The organism is Bradyrhizobium sp., assembly GCF_049586575.1.
Taxonomy (GTDB): Bacteria; Pseudomonadota; Alphaproteobacteria; order Rhizobiales; family Xanthobacteraceae; genus Bradyrhizobium.
On record NZ_JBAVCF010000275.1, the window covers coordinates 1 to 15,732 of the forward strand.

A 15,732-nucleotide genomic window follows, 5' to 3' on the forward strand; every position below is an offset into this window, starting at 1 on the left:
CGGTTCGGCAACACGACGGCGGATCGCGTTTTGCTGCTGGCTTGATAGGCTGAAATTGTCAGCTCGCGATCGATCGCGGCTTCTCAATCCAGGACGACCGATGGCTGCCCATCAATTGCTGATCAGAAAAGGCGAAGCTTAAGATGCGCCAGATCGACTGTGCACACTTGCTCACCGGAGGAGGTGTCCAGAACGCCCAGACGATCGAAATCGAAGACGATCGAATCCATTCGCTTCGCCCCTTCAACGGCGCGTCAAAACCTCGTCTCCTCGCGATGCCCGCGCTGGTCAATGCCCACGATCATGGCCGCGCGGTTCGCAGCAGCTCGATCGGCGCAAGCGGCAAGCCGCTGGAAACCTGGCTGCCGCATCTGGCGTTGCTGCCAGCCGTCGATCCCTATCTCGCCGCCGCCGTCTCGCTCGGCAACAGCGCACTCGGCGGCGCCGGCATTGTCATGATGCATTATACGCGCGTGCAAGGTTTTACGGACTTGCCGGCGGAAGCTGCCGAAGTAGCGCGCGCGGCACGCGATGTCGGCGTACGGGTCGGATTTGCCGTTTCCATGAAGGATCGAAATCCAGTCGGGTACGGTCCGCCCGAGCTGCTGCTCAATGCCCTTCCGAAGGACGCGCGCGACGAAATCGTCAGCCGTTTTGTCCGCCCGACGCTGGCGCCGAAGGACCAGATCAAACTCGTCGATGACGTCGCCGCAGCCGCGGAGAATCCGAACTTCACCGTGCAATATGGACCCAACGGCGTGCAATGGTGCAGCGATGAGCTGCTGCAGGCGATCGCCGAGGCATCGGCCTTGTCCGGGCGGCGGATTCACATGCATCTATTGGAGACACGCTATCAGCGTGGCTATCTCGATCAGCTTTACGGCGGCGACGTCGTCAAGTTCCTCGATCGGATCGGCCTGCTCTCGCCGCGCCTTTCGCTCGCGCATTGCGTATGGGCCCGGCCCGACGAACTGGAACTGCTGGCTGCCCGCGGCGTGACGATCGTCACCAATTCGAGCTCGAATTTGCGGCTGCGATCCGGCGTAGCGCCGGCAGCGCGGATGTTTGGTTGCGGCTGCCGCGTCGCGCTCGGGGTCGATGGCAGCGCGCTCGATGAGGACGACGACATGCTGCGCGAGGTTCGCCTCACGCACCTTCTGCATCTCGGTTCGGGTTTCACGGCGAAAGTGAATGAGAACGACGTGCTGTCCGCTGCCGCCGCTACAGGCCGTCTGTCCGTGACGAATTCGGCCCAAGGCGGCACTATTGAAACAGGTGCGCCGGCCGATCTCTTGCTACTGGACTATGACGCGCTCGACGACGACCAGCTTCGCGATGACCTCGATCCGGTCAATCTGGTGTTCACGAGGGCCACGGCGCGGCACATGCGCGAACTGATCGTCGCCGGACGCACCGTCGTGCGGGATCACCGCGTACTCGGCATCGATCTGGAAGCCGCCCGCCGGGAAGTCATGCTGCGCATGCGCGCAGGCCGGCCCGCCATGGCGTCGCTTGCGGCGGCGCTGCCGCACCTCGATCACGCTATCCGTGAGCAGATGGAAGGCCAGTTCAGCTGCACGTGAGGCGCGTTGCCCGGCAGGTCATTTGAAAGACTACCAAACAAACGCGAACACCGGATGCATCTCCCATGCTTCTCTCATTCGACGTCTTCGGCACGAGCGTGTCGAGCTGCGACAGCTCTTCGAAATGCTTCTCGACGAGATCGGCGAGTTTCAAAAGCAGGTTTTGCCGCTCGAACGGCTTGACCTTGCTCCACGGTCCTTCGAAGGCGCGGCGCGCAGCGGCAACCGCGCGGTTGAGGTCCTCGGCGTCGCCTTCGGCCACGGTTGCGAGCACCTCGCCGGTCGCCGGGTTGAACGTCTCGAATTTCTTGCCCGACGCCGCATCGACCCATTGGCCGTCGATCAGCATCTTCTTGTAGGAACCGTCGGCGTAAGGATGGCGCGTGATCGGAATTGCCTGTGAAACAGCCATTATGCTTTCCTCGTCCTTCCCTGGTCGGCGCCGCACCTCGCGGCGCCGTTATTATCGCTATTTCCGACATTTTATAACGGCGACGTAAGACCGTAAAGCGACGGCACCGGTACGCGGCGCGATGCCTGTCATGCAGAACAACCGGGCGAGCGCGGCGGCCGCATTGAGAAGCAGAATGTGAAAGCCACAACCTTAAGGTAGCGTGACAAGTGGATTGACAGACTGTAAGACAATCCTCGTTTTTGGCTCCGCGCCGAGCCCAAGCACAATACGAAAGTTCAAAAGGAGGATGCTGCCATGGCGATTGAGATCAGTGCCCAGGGAAAGGGCGTTTCGGTCGTTACCATGGCGGGCCACGATGCCGGCAATTTCGTCTACACCCAGGATTTGCTTGATCTGGCCAACGTTCTCACGACCTGTGCCTCCGACAAGGATCTGCGGGCGCTCGTTATTACCGGCCGCAATAATGCGTTTTGCAGCGGCCGGGTCGGCGCCAAGGGACTGACACGCGCCTCCGAAGTAGCCGAAGACCTGAACGTCATCCTGAAAGTGAATACGGCGCTCAATGCGCTGAGCGTTCCGGTTATCGCCGCCATCGAGGGCAATGCTTTCGGATTTGCCTTCGGCATCACCGCTCAGGTGGACTATGCGGTGGCGGCGGAAAACGCGGTGTTCTCGCTGCCGGAAATGTCCCACGGCCTGCCGCCGCTGATCGTGTTCACTTACCTGTTTCGTTTCGTCCCCTACAAGCGGGCTTTCGAACTGGCCGTCACCAGCCGGAAGATCTCCGCAAAGGAAGCGTCGGAAGCAGGCATCCTGACCGAAATCGCACCGGCCGGCGCCGCGCTGAAAAGGGCGCTGGAAGTCGCCAATCAGATGGCCGCATTCGATCCAAAGGCGATGGGCCTGCTTCGCAAGTTTGGACGGGAAGCCGCAGGCGCGCACTCCAAGCATTTGAGCGAACATGCGGTCGCCTTGATGAGCGTGATGCTGGCCGAACGAAACGTCGCGCATTGAACCCGGTCCCAACCAGCAGGTCGCACCACCGGACGAGCCGATGAACGTATTGGTGACGGGGGGAGCGGGATTTCTGGGCGGCTACATCATGGCCGCGCTACGGCGACAGGGGCATGAATCCTTCGCTTACGACATCGCACCCCCCGGCGCGGACACATCAGCGGTTTCACCTGACATTGCGGGACGTTTTCGAGCCGGGCAGATCAACGACATCGCCCGGCTTTTCGCTATCTGCCGCGCTGAAAAGATCGAGGCCATTGTTCACTCGGCGGGAATGGTCGGCCTCGAGCCGTCGCTGGAGCAGCCCGTTGCGGCTTATCAGACCAACATCATGGGTCTGGTCAATGTCTGCGAAGTAGCGCGCCAATTGACGATGCGGCGGGTCGTCTTCGTCTCCAGCAACGCCGCCTATCACAAGGGTTCCGGCGCAGTCTTGGTCGAAACCGATCCGGCCTTTTCGATCCGCGACGGCAATCCGGCCGGGCACTACGGGACTTCCAAGATGGCCGGCGAAGCCATTGGGCTCGCCTATGCGAGCTTCCAAAACCTCGATTTCCTCGCCTTGCGCGTCACCGCCATCTACGGTTTCGGAATGCGGAGCCCGATGTACATCAAGCCAATGGTTGAGAATTCCGTGCTCGGCCGCCCTACCCGTTTCGCGACCGGCGGACGAATGAAGCGCGATTACACCCATGTCCTCGATTGCAGCGACGGCATCGTCACGGCTCTCTTGGCGCCGCCGTGGAAGGCTGGCGAGCAGCGCGTCATCAATGTTGCCGGTGGCAGCGCCCGAACCGCGGCTGAAGTCGCCAAAATCGTTCGCGACACGATTCCGGGCGCCGATATCGAAATCGGCGACGACTTGACGTCGCTGGAGGAGCAGAACGTCAAGATGCGGGCTTCGCTCGATATCACTGCCGCCAAGCGTCTTCTGAACTGGTCGCCGAAATGGCCGCTTGAAGCGGGCATTGCGGAATATGCCGAAACCTTCCGGCGCAATATTTCCCGTTCCTCCAACGAGTGATTCATGTCTGATCTTCCGAATTATGAAGTCTATGCCATCCGCTACGCCACGCGCGCCTCAAAACGCGCGGACAATTTCATCGGCGGCGATCCGCATGACGGACCGATGCCGCTCGATTATTATGTGTGGGTCGCGATCGGGCAGGACCGGAGCTACGTGATCGATACCGGCTTCACGGCGGAGATCGCGAAAAAGCGCAAGCGAGACTATCTGCGTTGCCCGATCGAGTCACTGAAGCTGATCGGCCTTGATCCGGCCAAGGTCGCCGACGTCATCCTGACCCACCTGCATTACGACCATGTCGGCAGTTTCGACAAGCTTCCAGCCGCGACGTTCCACTTGCAGGAAAGCGAGCTGCATTACGCTGTCGGCCGCTACATGCGCTACAAGAAGTTGCAGCATTCCTATGAGGTCGATGACGTCGTCGGCATCGTCCGCGCCAATTATGCCGGGCGCGTCAATTTCTACGAGGGATCGGCAGAGCTTTCGCCGGGCATCACGATCCACCCTGCCCCCGGCCACTCGGCGGGTTTGCAGTTCGTGCGGGTGCATACCAAGCGCGGATGGGTGGTTCTCGCCTCCGATGTCACGCATTTCTACGAGAACATGGACGCCTACAAACCTTATGTGACGGCCTTCCATATCGGCCAGATGCTCGAAGGGTTTGACAAATTGCGCGCCGCAGCGCCCTCGCCCCAGCACGTCATTCCCGGCCACGATCCGCTGGTGATGAAGCGATACAAGGCGCCGCGCTCCGAACTCGAAGGCATCATCGTGCGCCTCGATGATCCGCCGAGCGAGTGAACGTCTAGGAAGGAGCGCGGGATGAAGATCGGTTTTGCAGGACTGGGCGCCATGGGCGGGCCCATGGCCGGCCACCTGCTCGATGCGGGCCACACACTTTATGTACTGACCCGACGCCGCGAATCCGCTGCTGCGGCTCTCGCCAAAGGCGCGATCTGGGCCGGGACGCCGAAGAAGCTGGCGGCCAGTTCGGAACTCGTTTGCACCGTGCTCCCCGGCCCTCCCGAGATCGAAGCGATCATGGCAGGCGAAAACGGCTTGCGCGCCGGCTTCAGGACAGGAACGCCCTATATCGATCTCTCCACCAATTCGCCGGCGCTGGTGCGCGAACTGTCGGCCGATCTCGCCAGGATCGGCGTGTCGATGCTGGATGCCCCCGTCAGCGGCGGCCCCAAGGGCGCAGCCTCGCGAAAACTGGCGATCTGGGTCAGCGGCCAAAAGGCGACGTTCGACGCCTGCAAGCCGATCCTCGACCTGCTCGGCGATCAGGTGCGGTTTCTCGGCGCAAGCGGCAACGCCTCGGTCGCCAAGCTCGTGCACAACTGCGCCAATTACGGCATCCAGATGGTTCTCGCCGAAAGCTTTTCACTCGGCGTGAAAGCCGGCGTCGATCCGGTGACGCTGTGGGGCGCCATCCGTCAAGGCTCGCTCGGACGGCAGCGCGCCGTCGACCGCATGGCCGATCAATTTTTGCCGCATGATTTCGACAATCCCGCCTTTGCGCTGGAATTGGCGCACAAGGACGTATCGCTCGCCACGGCTCTCGGCCGCGAGACCGGTGTGCCGATGCGTTTTGCCAACATGACGCTCGCCGAGATGACGGAAGCGCTGAACAAGGGATGGGGAAAGCGTGACTCGCGTTCGGCGATGCTGATTCAGGAAGAACGCGCCAACCTCGACATCCGCGTCCCCCGCGACGTGTTGCAGAATATTCTGAAAAACGAACCGCTATGACGTTTGACTTGGAAAAATCAAAATGGCGCCGAAAGGCGGCGGAGGAAACGATGAAGCATTGTTTGATGATTGTAACGGCAGGTCTCGCGGTGCTGGCTGCGACAGGCCCGGCGTCAGCCGAAGGCCCTGCGCTCGAGAAGAAGAACCTCACCATCGCCGTCGGCGGTTCGATCAGCCAGATGAACAAGGTCGCTTATTTCGTGGCGCTCAACCGCAAATATTTCGAACAGGAAGGACTGAGCGTCGATTCCAATGCCTTCGCATCTGGAACCGCCGCCTTGCAAAGTCTCGTCGGCGGCAGCGCTGACGTTGCCGAAGGCGCCTATGAGCATACGCTGCGCATGCAGACCAAAGGCGTCAATATCACCTGTCTCGTGCCTTACGGCCGTTATCCGGGCAACGTGCTCGTGGTGCGAAAATCGGAAGCCGACAAGGTCAAGACGGTTGCCGACCTGAAAGGCAAGAAGATCGGGGTCTCGGCGCCCGGCTCCTCCACGCATAATTTCGTCGCGGGATTGATGGAGCGCGCCGGCGTCAACTGGAAGGACGCAAGCTACATTTCGATCGGCACCGGACCGAGCGCGGTTGCCGCGATGAAGACAGGCGGCGAACTCGACGCGTTGGTGAACCTCGATCCCGCGATCAATGCGCTGGTGGCCGAGGGAGATGCCTCGGTCCTGGTTGACAGCCGGACCGAGCAAGGCACCAAGGATGCTTTCGGCGGCAGCTATCTCGCCGACTGCCTCATGGTGAAGAACGATTTTCTGAAAGCCAATCCCAATACGTCGCAGGCGATCACCAACGCGATCGTCCACGCCATGCAGTGGCTGAAGACCGCGTCGATCGACGACATCATAAAGTCTCTCCCGGTCTCTTATTACAAGAACGACGAAAAGCTCTATCGGATGTCGCTTGAAAGAAATCTGTCCGCTTTTCAATGGGATGGCCTGGTCACGCCGGAAGCCGCCCAGAACGTGCTGGCTTCAATTGCTGTCCTCGATCCGGCGCTCAAGCAGGCAAAGATCGACTTCGGCCTGACCTACGACAACCGATTGATCGAAACCGCGCTGCGGAAATATCACTCGCCATTGTCGCAGTGATTGCACGCCCAGCCTGGGGCGCCGTAGCAACGAAAATTCCAAAACCGCGGGGGCCGTTCGGCGAAGCTGCTCGATTTCCACCAGTGCCGTCTATTTGAAGTTCCTGCACCACAAGCGGCGACCGAGTATCAGAAACTTCAAATAGAAGAACGGCACTAGGATCATAAATTTGCTCGATGAAATAGCCGGGACGGTCCATGGTCGAGCCGCCTCTGGCGCAGGCTCGAAGCCGCCCGCGCATGCTCCGCATTCTGGGGCCAACGATTAACGCCTGAGCCGCGATCCCCTCGATCAGCCGTGCGGCTAGATTTCGAAAGCGCCATAGGCCGGCGCTTCCCTGCGACTTGCCGGACAGGAAATCCTTGCGATCCTCAAATTGTTCGTGGTGCCGGCCTCGCCGAACGGAATGCCGCCGACGATGATGAGCTGCGTCCCATCGGGCGCAATTCCCTCTCTCGCGGCCGTAGCGGTCGCACGCGCGATCATCTCCTCGTAGCTCGACACGTCTTCGGAAAAAACGCTGTGGGTTCCCCACAATACATTCAAACGCCGCGCGATCTCGTCACGCGGGGTCAGCGCGATGATCGGCGCGGCCGGACGCCACCGCGCGATCCGCGCAGCCGTGGCCCCGCTATAGGTAAACGCGGCGATGACGGCGCCATCGAGTTGATCGGCGACATCGGCAGCACTCTTCGAGACCACCTCGGACGGGATTGCGTCGATACCGATGTCGATCGCGGTGACGAACGGCCTGTAGAGTTTGTGCGCCTCGGTCCGGCGGATGATCCGGTCCATTACCTCGACGGACTCCACGGGATAGCCGCCGACTGCGGATTCGGCCGACAGCATCACCGCGTCGGCCCCATCGTAGATGGCGGTAGCGACATCGGACGCTTCGGCACGCGTCGGCGTCGGTGACGACACCATGGATTCAAGCATCTGTGTCGCAACGATCACCGGCTTCATCGCGGCACGGGATAGTTGGACGATCTGCTTCTGCCAGCCCGGCACATCCTCGCAGGGAATCTCGACGCCGAGGTCTCCGCGCGCGACCATGATTCCGTCGGCGGCCGCAACGATTTCGGTAATCCGCGCCAGCGCCGCAGGCTTCTCGATCTTGGCCATCAGTGCGGCGCCGTCGCCGATCAAGCGGCGCGCCGCGGCGATGTCGTCCGCCGACTGCACGAAGGACATGGCAACCCAGTCGACCCCCAGATCCAACCCCAATTCGAGATCGCGGCGGTCCTTGTCGGTGATCGGCGAGATTGCCAGGACACTGTCCGGCAAGTTGACGCCCTTGCGGTCGCGCAGCGTACCTCCGGCCAGCACCCGCGCCGTCATCAGGTTGCCGCGAACTTCCTCGATCCGCAGCCGAATGCGGCCATCGTCGATCAAAAGACCGTGCCCGGCGCGAGCCGCGTCGAAAATCTCCGCATGAGGAAGCGGAATGTGCTGCGCGCCGGCTGCTTCGTCGACGGTGAACGAGACGAGATCGCCCGCCGCAACCCGGCGCTCGCCGCCCGGAATGCGCCCCAGGCGGATCTTGGGACCTTGCAGATCCTGGAGCACCGCGATCGGCCGTCCGTGCTTCCGTTCCAGCGCGCGCAGCGAGCGATGCACCGCGACGTGGTCGGCGCGTTCGCCGTGGCTGAAATTCATCCGGAATACGTCGACGCCGGCGAGAAACAGACGTTCGAGCACGTCAGGCGCGGCGCTGCTCGGACCGACGGTTGCGACAATCTTGGCTTTGCGTTGTCGGTGCATGCTGTGTCCGCTGTAGCAGGGTCAGACGATCAAAATGGCTCGGAAGTCGTTGACATTCGTCAGTGTCGGGCCTGTCACGACGCCGTCGCCCAACGCTTCGAAAAAGGAATGCGCATCGTTGCGCGCAAGGCTGGACTTTGGGTCTATTCCCAATCGACGTGCCCTGAGCTGGCTATCCGGCAACCACATGGCGCCGGCGATCTCCTCGATTCCGTCGATCCCGTCGGTGTCGCCGGCGATTGCCGAGATACACGGATGACCTTCGACCGCGATCCCAAACGCCAACAGGAACTCGCTGTTGCGGCCACCGCGTCCCTCACCATGCACCGTGACCGTCGTCTCGCCCCCCGACAACAGAACGCAAGGCGGCACCATTGGCTCGGCGTGGTCGGCGATGTGGCGCGCGATGCCGGCCAGCGCAGTGCCGACATGCCGCGCCTCGCCTTCGAGGCGATCGCTGAGCAGACGCGGCGTGACGTTTGCCGCGCGCGCGACCTCTGCCGCCGCTTGAAGCGATTTACGTGGAGCGGCGATAATGCGGGTTTCCGCGCCCGCAAGGCGCGGATCGCCCGGCTTGATGCTCTCGCCGCGGCCGGAGGCGAGCATTGCGCGAAGCGCAGGCGCGACGGAAATCTCGAAGCGCTCGAGAACGGCTAGCGCGTCGGCACATGTGGTCGAATCCGCAACCGTCGGACCGGAGGCGATGTCGGCGGGATTGTCGCCGGGAACATCCGAGATCAGCAGGCTCACGACCTTGGCCGGATGGCAGGCAGCAGCGAGACGGCCGCCGGCCAGCGCGTTGAGATGCCGGCGCACGCAGTTGATCTCGCCGATCGCAGCACCGGAACGCAGCAATCTCGCATTGAGGTCGACGAGTTCGTCGAACTCAACACCCGCGATCGGAGACGTCAGCAGCGCCGAACCACCACCCGACAGCAGCACCAGGACGAGATCGTCCTTCGACAGTTTCGACACCAATGCAAGGATTCGTCGCGCCGCGCGGTCGCCGGCGCGATCCGGATCCGGATGTGACGCTTCGACCACTTCGATTTGCCGGCACGCGACGCCGTGCCCGTAACGGGTCACGACCAGCCCCTCGAGCGGGCCGTCCCAATGAGCTTCGACCGCGGCTGCCATCGCGGCCGCGGCCTTGCCGGCACCAACGAGCACGGTGCGGCCCTTCGGCCGGTCCGGCAGGTTGGCCGGTACACACAGAGCGGGCGCGGCGGCATCGATGGCCGCCTGGAGCAGGTCCCGCAGCAGACGGCGATGATCAATCGTCATGGTTTTTTCCGCGCCGCCTGGACAAACTATCGCCGCGCGATCTCGTGGCCTGCCGACAATTCCAGCGCTTTCACCATCGCCGAATGATCCCAGCCGCTGCCGCCGTGAGCAGCGCAGGCGTTGAAAAGCTGTTGCGCGGTTGCGGTCGACGGCAGCGATATCCCGAGCGCCCGCGCGCCTTCGAGCGCCAGGTTGAGGTCCTTCTGATGCAATTCGATCCGGAACCCCGGCTCGAAGTTGCGCTTTACCATACGCTCGCCATGCACCTCGAGGATACGCGATGACGCGAAGCCGCCCATCAGCGCCTGCCGCACCAGCGCCGGATCGGCGCCCGCTTTTGAGGCGAACAGCAGCGCCTCACCGACTGCCTCGATCGTCAGCGCCACGATGATCTGGTTGGCGACCTTGGTGGTCTGGCCATCGCCATTACCGCCGACCAGCGTGATGTTCTTGCCCATCAGTTCGAACAGCGGCTTGACCCTGTCGAATGCGGCCTGCGTCCCGCCAACCATGATGGTCAGCGACGCAGCCTTGGCGCCGACCTCGCCACCGGAGACCGGCGCGTCGAGATAGTCCACGCCGAGTGCATTGACGCGTTTGGCGAATTCCTTGGTCGCAAGCGGCGAAATCGAGCTCATGTCGACGAGGATCTTGCCGTTCGACAGTCCTTCCGCGACGCCGTTGCGGCCGAACAACGCCGCCTCCACATGCGGCGTGTCCGGCACCATCAGAATGACGATCTCGGCTTTCTGCGCGACTTCCTTGCCCGTGTCGCAGGCCACCGCGCCCGCCGCGATGAGGTCCTTTGGCAGCGCCGCAACGTCGTGCAGGAACAACCGATGTCCGGCCGCTTGTAGATGACCCGCCATGGGACGTCCCATGATGCCGAGCCCGATAAAACCAATGTCGGTCATGCGATGTATCTCCATTCAACAGGCGTGCGCCATCCATGCGGCGCACCAGTCGAGCCCCTCGCTCGCTGTGGTTTTCGGCTTGTATTCACAGCCGATCCACCCGGCGTAGCCGAGGTCATCGAGGTAACGAAACAGGAAGTCGAAATTGATCTCGCCGGTGCCGGGCTCGTTGCGCCCGGGATTGTCAGCGAGCTGCACATGCGCAATCCGGTCGAGGTGCTTCTTCATGGTCGGGGCGAGATCGCCCTCCATGATCTGCATGTGATAAATATCGTACTGGATAAACAGATTGTCGGAACCGACCTCCGCGATGATCTCGCGTGCCTGCTCGGTCCCCGACAGGAAAAATCCGGGAATGTCGCGTGTGTTGATGGGCTCGATCAGCAGCCGGATGCCATGATCGGCGAGCGCGTTCGCAGCGAAGGCCAGGTTCTCGACGAAGATATCGCGCAGTTCCGCGGCATTAGCACCCGCCGGCGCGATACCGGCGAGACAATTAAGCTGGCGGCAATCGAGCGCCTTCGCATAGTCGATCGCCAGCTTCACCCCATCGCGAAACTCTTTGATGCGATTGGGGAGGATGGCGATGCCGCGCTCTCCCGCGCCCCAGTTGCCCGCCGGCAGATTGTGCAGCACCTGGGAAAGGCCATGTTGAAGCAGCTTCTCGCGCAGCACGGCTTTTTCGAATTCATACGGAAACAGGTATTCCACAGCGGTGAAGCCGGCGGCCTTCGCCGCGGCGAAGCGCTCCAGAAACGGGCGCTCCGTAAACAGCATCGTGAGGTTGGCGGCGAATTTTGGCATCATCGATCCCGGATCATATGGCGTGATCCGATCATCATCCGGCGGGATAAGGCATACAACCGAATGCAATTTGTTTCTCACGATGCGGAAACGCGCAGAGATCGTTCGCGATATCAACGCGTTGGATTTGTCTTTGATTGGAAATCAAATGCAGGAGACGGCCACTCCGCGAGCGTTCGCGCCTCGGCAAGCATCACCGCGTCGGGCGCAGCCAAGTCGCCAGTTGCTAAGATGATTCCTGCACACAGGGTTGGTGAGACAAAGGCGCTTGCTGTCTCGGGTGAGAACGCGAGCGATCTGCGAGCGGGGCGGGCAACACGTCAGCATCGCAACGACTTTTATTTTTCGTCCGTGGCCTTTGAAGAAGCTGGCGTTTTTCGGAGAAACCCGGCGATGCCATAAATCTCTTGCATTCTGGTATTTATTATACCAGGATAGCGTTAGCTGCGATTTCTAGATCGCCGCTGTACCTTTCTCTCCCTGACTTATAAGCCTCGGTTTTACCGAGGCTTTTTCTTTGTGATGGCGGCTGGCCTACCGTTGGCAGGTGAGCAACGCTGCGACGCTTGCTACCTACCGACTTGCATTTTGGAATATTGTATACCAATATTTTCAATACTCGCTTTGGCGGCCTGGCAAGACAATTCGGTTCGCTCCAACCTGACGAGGACAACGGTGACTCATTGGATACGTTATCGCCATCGCGGTGAAATCGGTTTCGGAACACTCGACGGGGAAGTCATCCGTGAGCATGCCGGCGACATGTTCGCAACGCCGCGCCCGAGCGGCCGCGCGATTGCGCGCTCCGAGGTCGAACTGCTTGCGCCGTCCAGTCCCTCGAAGATCATCGCCTTGTGGAACAATTTCCACGCTCTTGCCACGAAGCTTGCCGTTCCCGAGCCGGCCGAGCCGCTTTATCTGCTGAAAGCCCCCTCCTCGGTGACGGCGCCCGAAGCCGCGATCGCGCGACCTAGCTTTTATGACGGCAAGATCGTCTATGAAGGCGAACTCGGCATTGTCATCGGCCGCACCTGCCGCCACGCCACGCGGGAGGACGCCGCGGCCAGCATCTTCGGCTATACCTGCGTCAACGACGTCACCGCCGCCGATATCATCGCAAAAGACAAAACCTTCGCGCAGTGGGCGCGCGCCAAGAGTTTTGACGGCTTTTGTCCGTTCGGACCCGTGATCGCGACCGGCGTCGATCCATCATCGCTCACAGTCCGCACCCTGCTCGATGGCGTCGAGCGCCAGTCCTATCCCATCGCCGACATGATTTTCGGCGCGCAGGATCTTGTGAGCCGTTTGTCGCAGGACATGACACTGTTGCCGGGCGACCTGATTTGCTGCGGCACCTCGCTCGGTGTCGGCAGCATCAAGGGACCTGTCAACGTGATCACCGTCGCAATTGACGGCATCGGCGAATTGCGGAACGAGCTTCGTCAGTAATTTGATCGATCGCGGCTTCAGCCGGCCCGTGCAGGCGCAGCCGCCAGACGTTCGGCATATTCGATCGCCTCGATCATGCTGCGCTCGTTGGCAATACCCTGGCCGGCGATGTCGAAAGCGGTCCCATGATCGACGGACGTGCGAATGATCGGCAGGCCAAGCGTAATATTGACGCCGGAAAGCTCCTGCCATTTGCCCGTTTTCGGATCCACCTCGAAGCCGAGCAGTTTGACCGGGATGTGGCCCTGGTCGTGATACATCGCCACTACCGCGTCGTATTGGCCGGCGCGCAGCTTGACGAACACGGTATCTCCGGGAACCGGGCCGACGACGTCAAGGCCATCAGCGATAGCTTTCTCGATCGTCGGCTGGGATACGTCGATGTCCTGGCGGCCGAACAAGCCGCCTTCGCCTGCGTGCGGGTTGAGTGCTGCCACCGCGATTTTCGGCCGCGCGATGCCGAGACCGAGCAGCGCCTTGTTCGTAAGATCGATGACGAGACGCAAACGCTGTGGCGTCAACCGCGCCGGAACGTCCTGCAGCGCCACATGGGTAGAGACATGGCTGACGCGCATGTTGCCGTGGGCTAGCAGCATCACCGAGCCGCGAACGCCCGTGAGTTCTGCAAGCATCTCGGTATGGCCGGGATAATGATAGCCGGCTTTGTTCAGCGCTTCCTTGTTGAGCGGCGCGGTCACGATGCCGCCGACCCGTCCCGACTGCGAAAGACGCACTCCGTGCTCGACGGCCTTGTAGGCAAAACGCCCGCCGTCCGCCGATAATACGCCCGGCGCGATCCGCTCGCTCTCCGTATCCGCTTGCAAAAAACCCAAATGCGGCCAATCGGGGGCGTCCGCGGCGACCTGCGGCACATCGAGCCCCGCTGCGAGTTGTCCGTTGGCTTGATCGAAGGCGCGCCGGCTGCCGATGATCAGGAGTTTGAGATCACCGCTCGCCAGACGATCGCGAAGCCTGACGCAGGACTTGACGATGATCTCCGGGCCGATGCCGGCCGGATCGCCCATCGTGATCGCCAGATGTCGGTTGGTCATTATTTTTCTTATCCCAGTGGTCCGATTCCGGATCAGATCAAGCCGTTTTGTTTCAGCAACTTCGCCCACACGTCAACCGCACCGAAGGCCCCGGACTTCGAGACCACCTCGACACCCGACCAATCCCCGCCCTCGATCACCGATTTGGGGATGCCGGGCTCCAGCCGCCCCAGAGGTCTCAGCGCCTGCGCCCCGACCGCGATCATGTGGGCCTTGACGGTTTCGCCGCCGGCAACCACGAGGCTCCCCGGCGGATTGATCGCCCGGCTCAACAGCGAAATCTGGCGCGAGAAATGCTGCGCTACGTCGTCCCGCGAAGGCGTACCCGGCGCCTCCAGCTTGATGAAGGCAACACCCTTGTCCAACGCTTGCCTGATCCTGTCGATATCACGCACGACATCGTCGCTCGATATGACGATGGCACTGCACGCCGCAAGTTGCAGCGCCGTAGTGCGATGATCGGACCCGAACACGCCAAGCACCGGCCCCTTCAGCTGATCGGAGACCCAGACGTCCGCCCCGCGCGCCAGCGCACCCGCAAGCCCGCCGCTGCCGCACCACAACACCTTTCCGGAATAGTCTTGACCGGCCTTCACGACCCAATCCAGATCATTGTCGGTTTCGCCATCGAAGACATTGATCCCGGGTCGAAGACCGTCAGCGGGGCGGGATCGCCTGGCCTCAAGCTTCCGGTCGCGAAGCTGCTCGACGAGATTCGTGCCCACCGGGCTCCATCTCCCGTCCGCGCCGCGCGCAAATTGCTGGCCGTCGAGCGTACGCCTGCCCTGATACGCGAAGGCCGGCGCAAGGATGCAGGCGTCCCAGAGCCCGGTTTGCCAACATGCATCCAGTTCCGCCGCCCAGTGGCCGCGAAGCAGGCTGTCGATTTTCTTGTACGCGGTGGCGGCGCCGGCAAGCCGTGGCGCAAGCTTTTGCACGATGGCAAAGGCGTCGCCGGCAGTGCGTTCCCGCGTGCCGCTATCGATGGAAAAATTCTGCTGGGCCGGCGCGATCGACGAGACCGACCAGCACACTTTCAGCGGCCCAAACTTGCCGACCAGTTCGGCGGACGTGTCGAGCGCGCCGGTCAAATCGTCGGCAAGAAGTCTCAAGGAAGACATACGATCCGCGTCCTGCCCGAATCTGCTTTTTCGACGGCGATTTCGCTCTTGAACCTGACCGCGCTCTTGAGCTTGATCGCCGGTTTTCTTCGGGTGAATCAATAGCACGAAAAATGGCTGAAAAACCCTTTGAAATATCGAAAGGATTTCACATAAACTTGGTGCAGTTGCAACCCACTCAACCACAGATATTCTGCAAAAGAAAAAACAAAAAAGCTGTTCGATCGCGCCTTATGCGATGGAGTCGAGTGTCGACGTCAAATCCTTGATGACCGACTCCACGAACTGATTCTGATAGGCCGAAATTCCGTTGATATTGACGGGGCCGCCGGCCCGAACGCCGCGATCGGTCTCAGGCGGGAGGACGTCCTCATCAACCTCGTCGAGGTGAAAAAGGAAAACTGGTCGTTCGGCAGCGGTATCGCGCAATACGCAACGTGATGCCACAAC

At 61.5% G+C, this 15,732-nt stretch carries 14 protein-coding genes and 2 pseudogenes; 9 read left to right on the top strand and 7 right to left on the bottom strand.

The genetic code is table 11. The features are described from left to right. Window positions 1-143 precede the first annotated feature (143 nt). Window positions 144-1,583, top strand: a complete 1,440-nt coding sequence (locus WB528_RS10525; protein WP_423888356.1) for an amidohydrolase family protein — start codon at window positions 144-146, stop codon at window positions 1,581-1,583. A gap of 94 nt (window positions 1,584-1,677) precedes the next feature. Here WB528_RS10525 and WB528_RS10530 read toward each other — a convergent pair. Further along, a pseudogene (locus WB528_RS10530) lies at window positions 1,678-1,995 on the bottom strand (aldehyde dehydrogenase family protein); the annotation flags it as partial. A 297-nt stretch (window positions 1,996-2,292) separates the two neighbouring features. Here WB528_RS10530 and WB528_RS10535 point away from each other — a divergent pair. From WB528_RS10535 to WB528_RS10555, 5 genes are read left to right on the top strand one after another with little or no spacing between them, the layout of a single operon-like run. Beyond that, complete coding sequence (locus WB528_RS10535; protein WP_423888357.1) at window positions 2,293-3,012, top strand: enoyl-CoA hydratase/isomerase family protein; 720 nt, start codon at window positions 2,293-2,295, stop codon at window positions 3,010-3,012. 40 nt (window positions 3,013-3,052) lie between these two features. Next, the gene (locus tag WB528_RS10540; RefSeq protein WP_423888358.1) at window positions 3,053-4,036 is read left to right on the top strand and encodes an NAD-dependent epimerase/dehydratase family protein; all 984 of its coding nucleotides are present in this window, start codon (window positions 3,053-3,055) and stop codon (window positions 4,034-4,036) included. Between the two features lie 3 nt (window positions 4,037-4,039). Continuing rightward, window positions 4,040-4,840: an N-acyl homoserine lactonase family protein gene (locus tag WB528_RS10545; RefSeq protein ID WP_423888359.1), complete on the top strand. Its 801-nt coding sequence runs from the start codon at window positions 4,040-4,042 to the stop codon at window positions 4,838-4,840. A 21-nt stretch (window positions 4,841-4,861) separates the two neighbouring features. Continuing rightward, entirely contained in the window at window positions 4,862-5,794 is a 933-nt protein-coding gene (locus WB528_RS10550; protein ID WP_423888360.1) for an NAD(P)-dependent oxidoreductase, read from the top strand. A gap of 50 nt (window positions 5,795-5,844) precedes the next feature. Then, entirely contained in the window at window positions 5,845-6,894 is a 1,050-nt protein-coding gene (locus WB528_RS10555; RefSeq protein WP_423888361.1) for an ABC transporter substrate-binding protein, read from the top strand. Between the two features lie 303 nt (window positions 6,895-7,197). On the opposite strand, the gene pyk is transcribed toward WB528_RS10555, so the two are convergent. The 4 genes from pyk to hyi are packed head-to-tail and all read right to left on the bottom strand — an operon-like array spanning window position 7,198 to window position 11,660. Further along, on the bottom strand, window positions 7,198-8,658 hold the full coding sequence (gene pyk / locus WB528_RS10560; RefSeq protein WP_423888362.1) for a pyruvate kinase: 1,461 nt from the start codon (window positions 8,656-8,658) through the stop codon (window positions 7,198-7,200). Between the two features lie 21 nt (window positions 8,659-8,679). Then, the gene (locus WB528_RS10565) at window positions 8,680-9,942 is read right to left on the bottom strand and encodes a glycerate kinase type-2 family protein (RefSeq protein ID WP_423888363.1); all 1,263 of its coding nucleotides are present in this window, start codon (window positions 9,940-9,942) and stop codon (window positions 8,680-8,682) included. 26 nt (window positions 9,943-9,968) lie between these two features. Continuing rightward, window positions 9,969-10,856 carry a 2-hydroxy-3-oxopropionate reductase gene (gene glxR, locus WB528_RS10570; protein ID WP_423888364.1) on the bottom strand — a complete coding sequence of 296 codons (888 nt, stop codon included), beginning with the start codon at window positions 10,854-10,856 and terminating at the stop codon, window positions 9,969-9,971. A 15-nt stretch (window positions 10,857-10,871) separates the two neighbouring features. After that, window positions 10,872-11,660 carry a hydroxypyruvate isomerase gene (gene hyi / locus WB528_RS10575; RefSeq protein WP_423888365.1) on the bottom strand — a complete coding sequence of 263 codons (789 nt, stop codon included), beginning with the start codon at window positions 11,658-11,660 and terminating at the stop codon, window positions 10,872-10,874. A 63-nt stretch (window positions 11,661-11,723) separates the two neighbouring features. Between hyi and WB528_RS10580 the strand changes: the two genes are divergently transcribed. Further along, window positions 11,724-12,062, top strand: a complete 339-nt coding sequence (locus WB528_RS10580; RefSeq protein WP_423888366.1) for a hypothetical protein — start codon at window positions 11,724-11,726, stop codon at window positions 12,060-12,062. Between the two features lie 273 nt (window positions 12,063-12,335). Then, complete coding sequence (locus WB528_RS10585; protein ID WP_423888367.1) at window positions 12,336-13,109, top strand: fumarylacetoacetate hydrolase family protein; 774 nt, start codon at window positions 12,336-12,338, stop codon at window positions 13,107-13,109. 17 nt (window positions 13,110-13,126) lie between these two features. On the opposite strand, the gene pdxA is transcribed toward WB528_RS10585, so the two are convergent. Next, on the bottom strand, window positions 13,127-14,161 hold the full coding sequence (pdxA, locus tag WB528_RS10590) for a 4-hydroxythreonine-4-phosphate dehydrogenase PdxA (protein ID WP_423888368.1): 1,035 nt from the start codon (window positions 14,159-14,161) through the stop codon (window positions 13,127-13,129). A gap of 32 nt (window positions 14,162-14,193) precedes the next feature. Then, the gene (locus tag WB528_RS10595; RefSeq protein WP_423888369.1) at window positions 14,194-15,282 is read right to left on the bottom strand and encodes a four-carbon acid sugar kinase family protein; all 1,089 of its coding nucleotides are present in this window, start codon (window positions 15,280-15,282) and stop codon (window positions 14,194-14,196) included. Between the two features lie 351 nt (window positions 15,283-15,633). On the opposite strand from WB528_RS10595, the pseudogene WB528_RS10600 reads away from it, so the two are divergent. Then, window positions 15,634-15,723 (top strand): annotated as a pseudogene (locus tag WB528_RS10600) (tautomerase family protein); the annotation flags it as partial. Window positions 15,724-15,732 lie beyond the last annotated feature (9 nt).

Coding starts and splice junctions, on each gene's coding strand:
- WB528_RS10565 (WP_423888363.1), bottom strand. CDS start 9,942: ATGACGATTGATCATCGCCGTCTGCTGCGGGACCTGCTCCAGGCGGCC.
- pdxA (WP_423888368.1), bottom strand. CDS start 14,161: ATGACCAACCGACATCTGGCGATCACGATGGGCGATCCGGCCGGCATC.
- WB528_RS10550 (WP_423888360.1), top strand. CDS start 4,862: ATGAAGATCGGTTTTGCAGGACTGGGCGCCATGGGCGGGCCCATGGCC.
- WB528_RS10580 (WP_423888366.1), top strand. CDS start 11,724: ATGCAATTTGTTTCTCACGATGCGGAAACGCGCAGAGATCGTTCGCGA.
- WB528_RS10535 (WP_423888357.1), top strand. CDS start 2,293: ATGGCGATTGAGATCAGTGCCCAGGGAAAGGGCGTTTCGGTCGTTACC.
- WB528_RS10595 (WP_423888369.1), bottom strand. CDS start 15,282: ATGTCTTCCTTGAGACTTCTTGCCGACGATTTGACCGGCGCGCTCGAC.
- pyk (WP_423888362.1), bottom strand. CDS start 8,658: ATGCACCGACAACGCAAAGCCAAGATTGTCGCAACCGTCGGTCCGAGC.
- WB528_RS10545 (WP_423888359.1), top strand. CDS start 4,040: ATGTCTGATCTTCCGAATTATGAAGTCTATGCCATCCGCTACGCCACG.
- hyi (WP_423888365.1), bottom strand. CDS start 11,660: ATGCCAAAATTCGCCGCCAACCTCACGATGCTGTTTACGGAGCGCCCG.
- WB528_RS10555 (WP_423888361.1), top strand. CDS start 5,845: ATGAAGCATTGTTTGATGATTGTAACGGCAGGTCTCGCGGTGCTGGCT.
- WB528_RS10540 (WP_423888358.1), top strand. CDS start 3,053: ATGAACGTATTGGTGACGGGGGGAGCGGGATTTCTGGGCGGCTACATC.
- glxR (WP_423888364.1), bottom strand. CDS start 10,856: ATGACCGACATTGGTTTTATCGGGCTCGGCATCATGGGACGTCCCATG.
- WB528_RS10525 (WP_423888356.1), top strand. CDS start 144: ATGCGCCAGATCGACTGTGCACACTTGCTCACCGGAGGAGGTGTCCAG.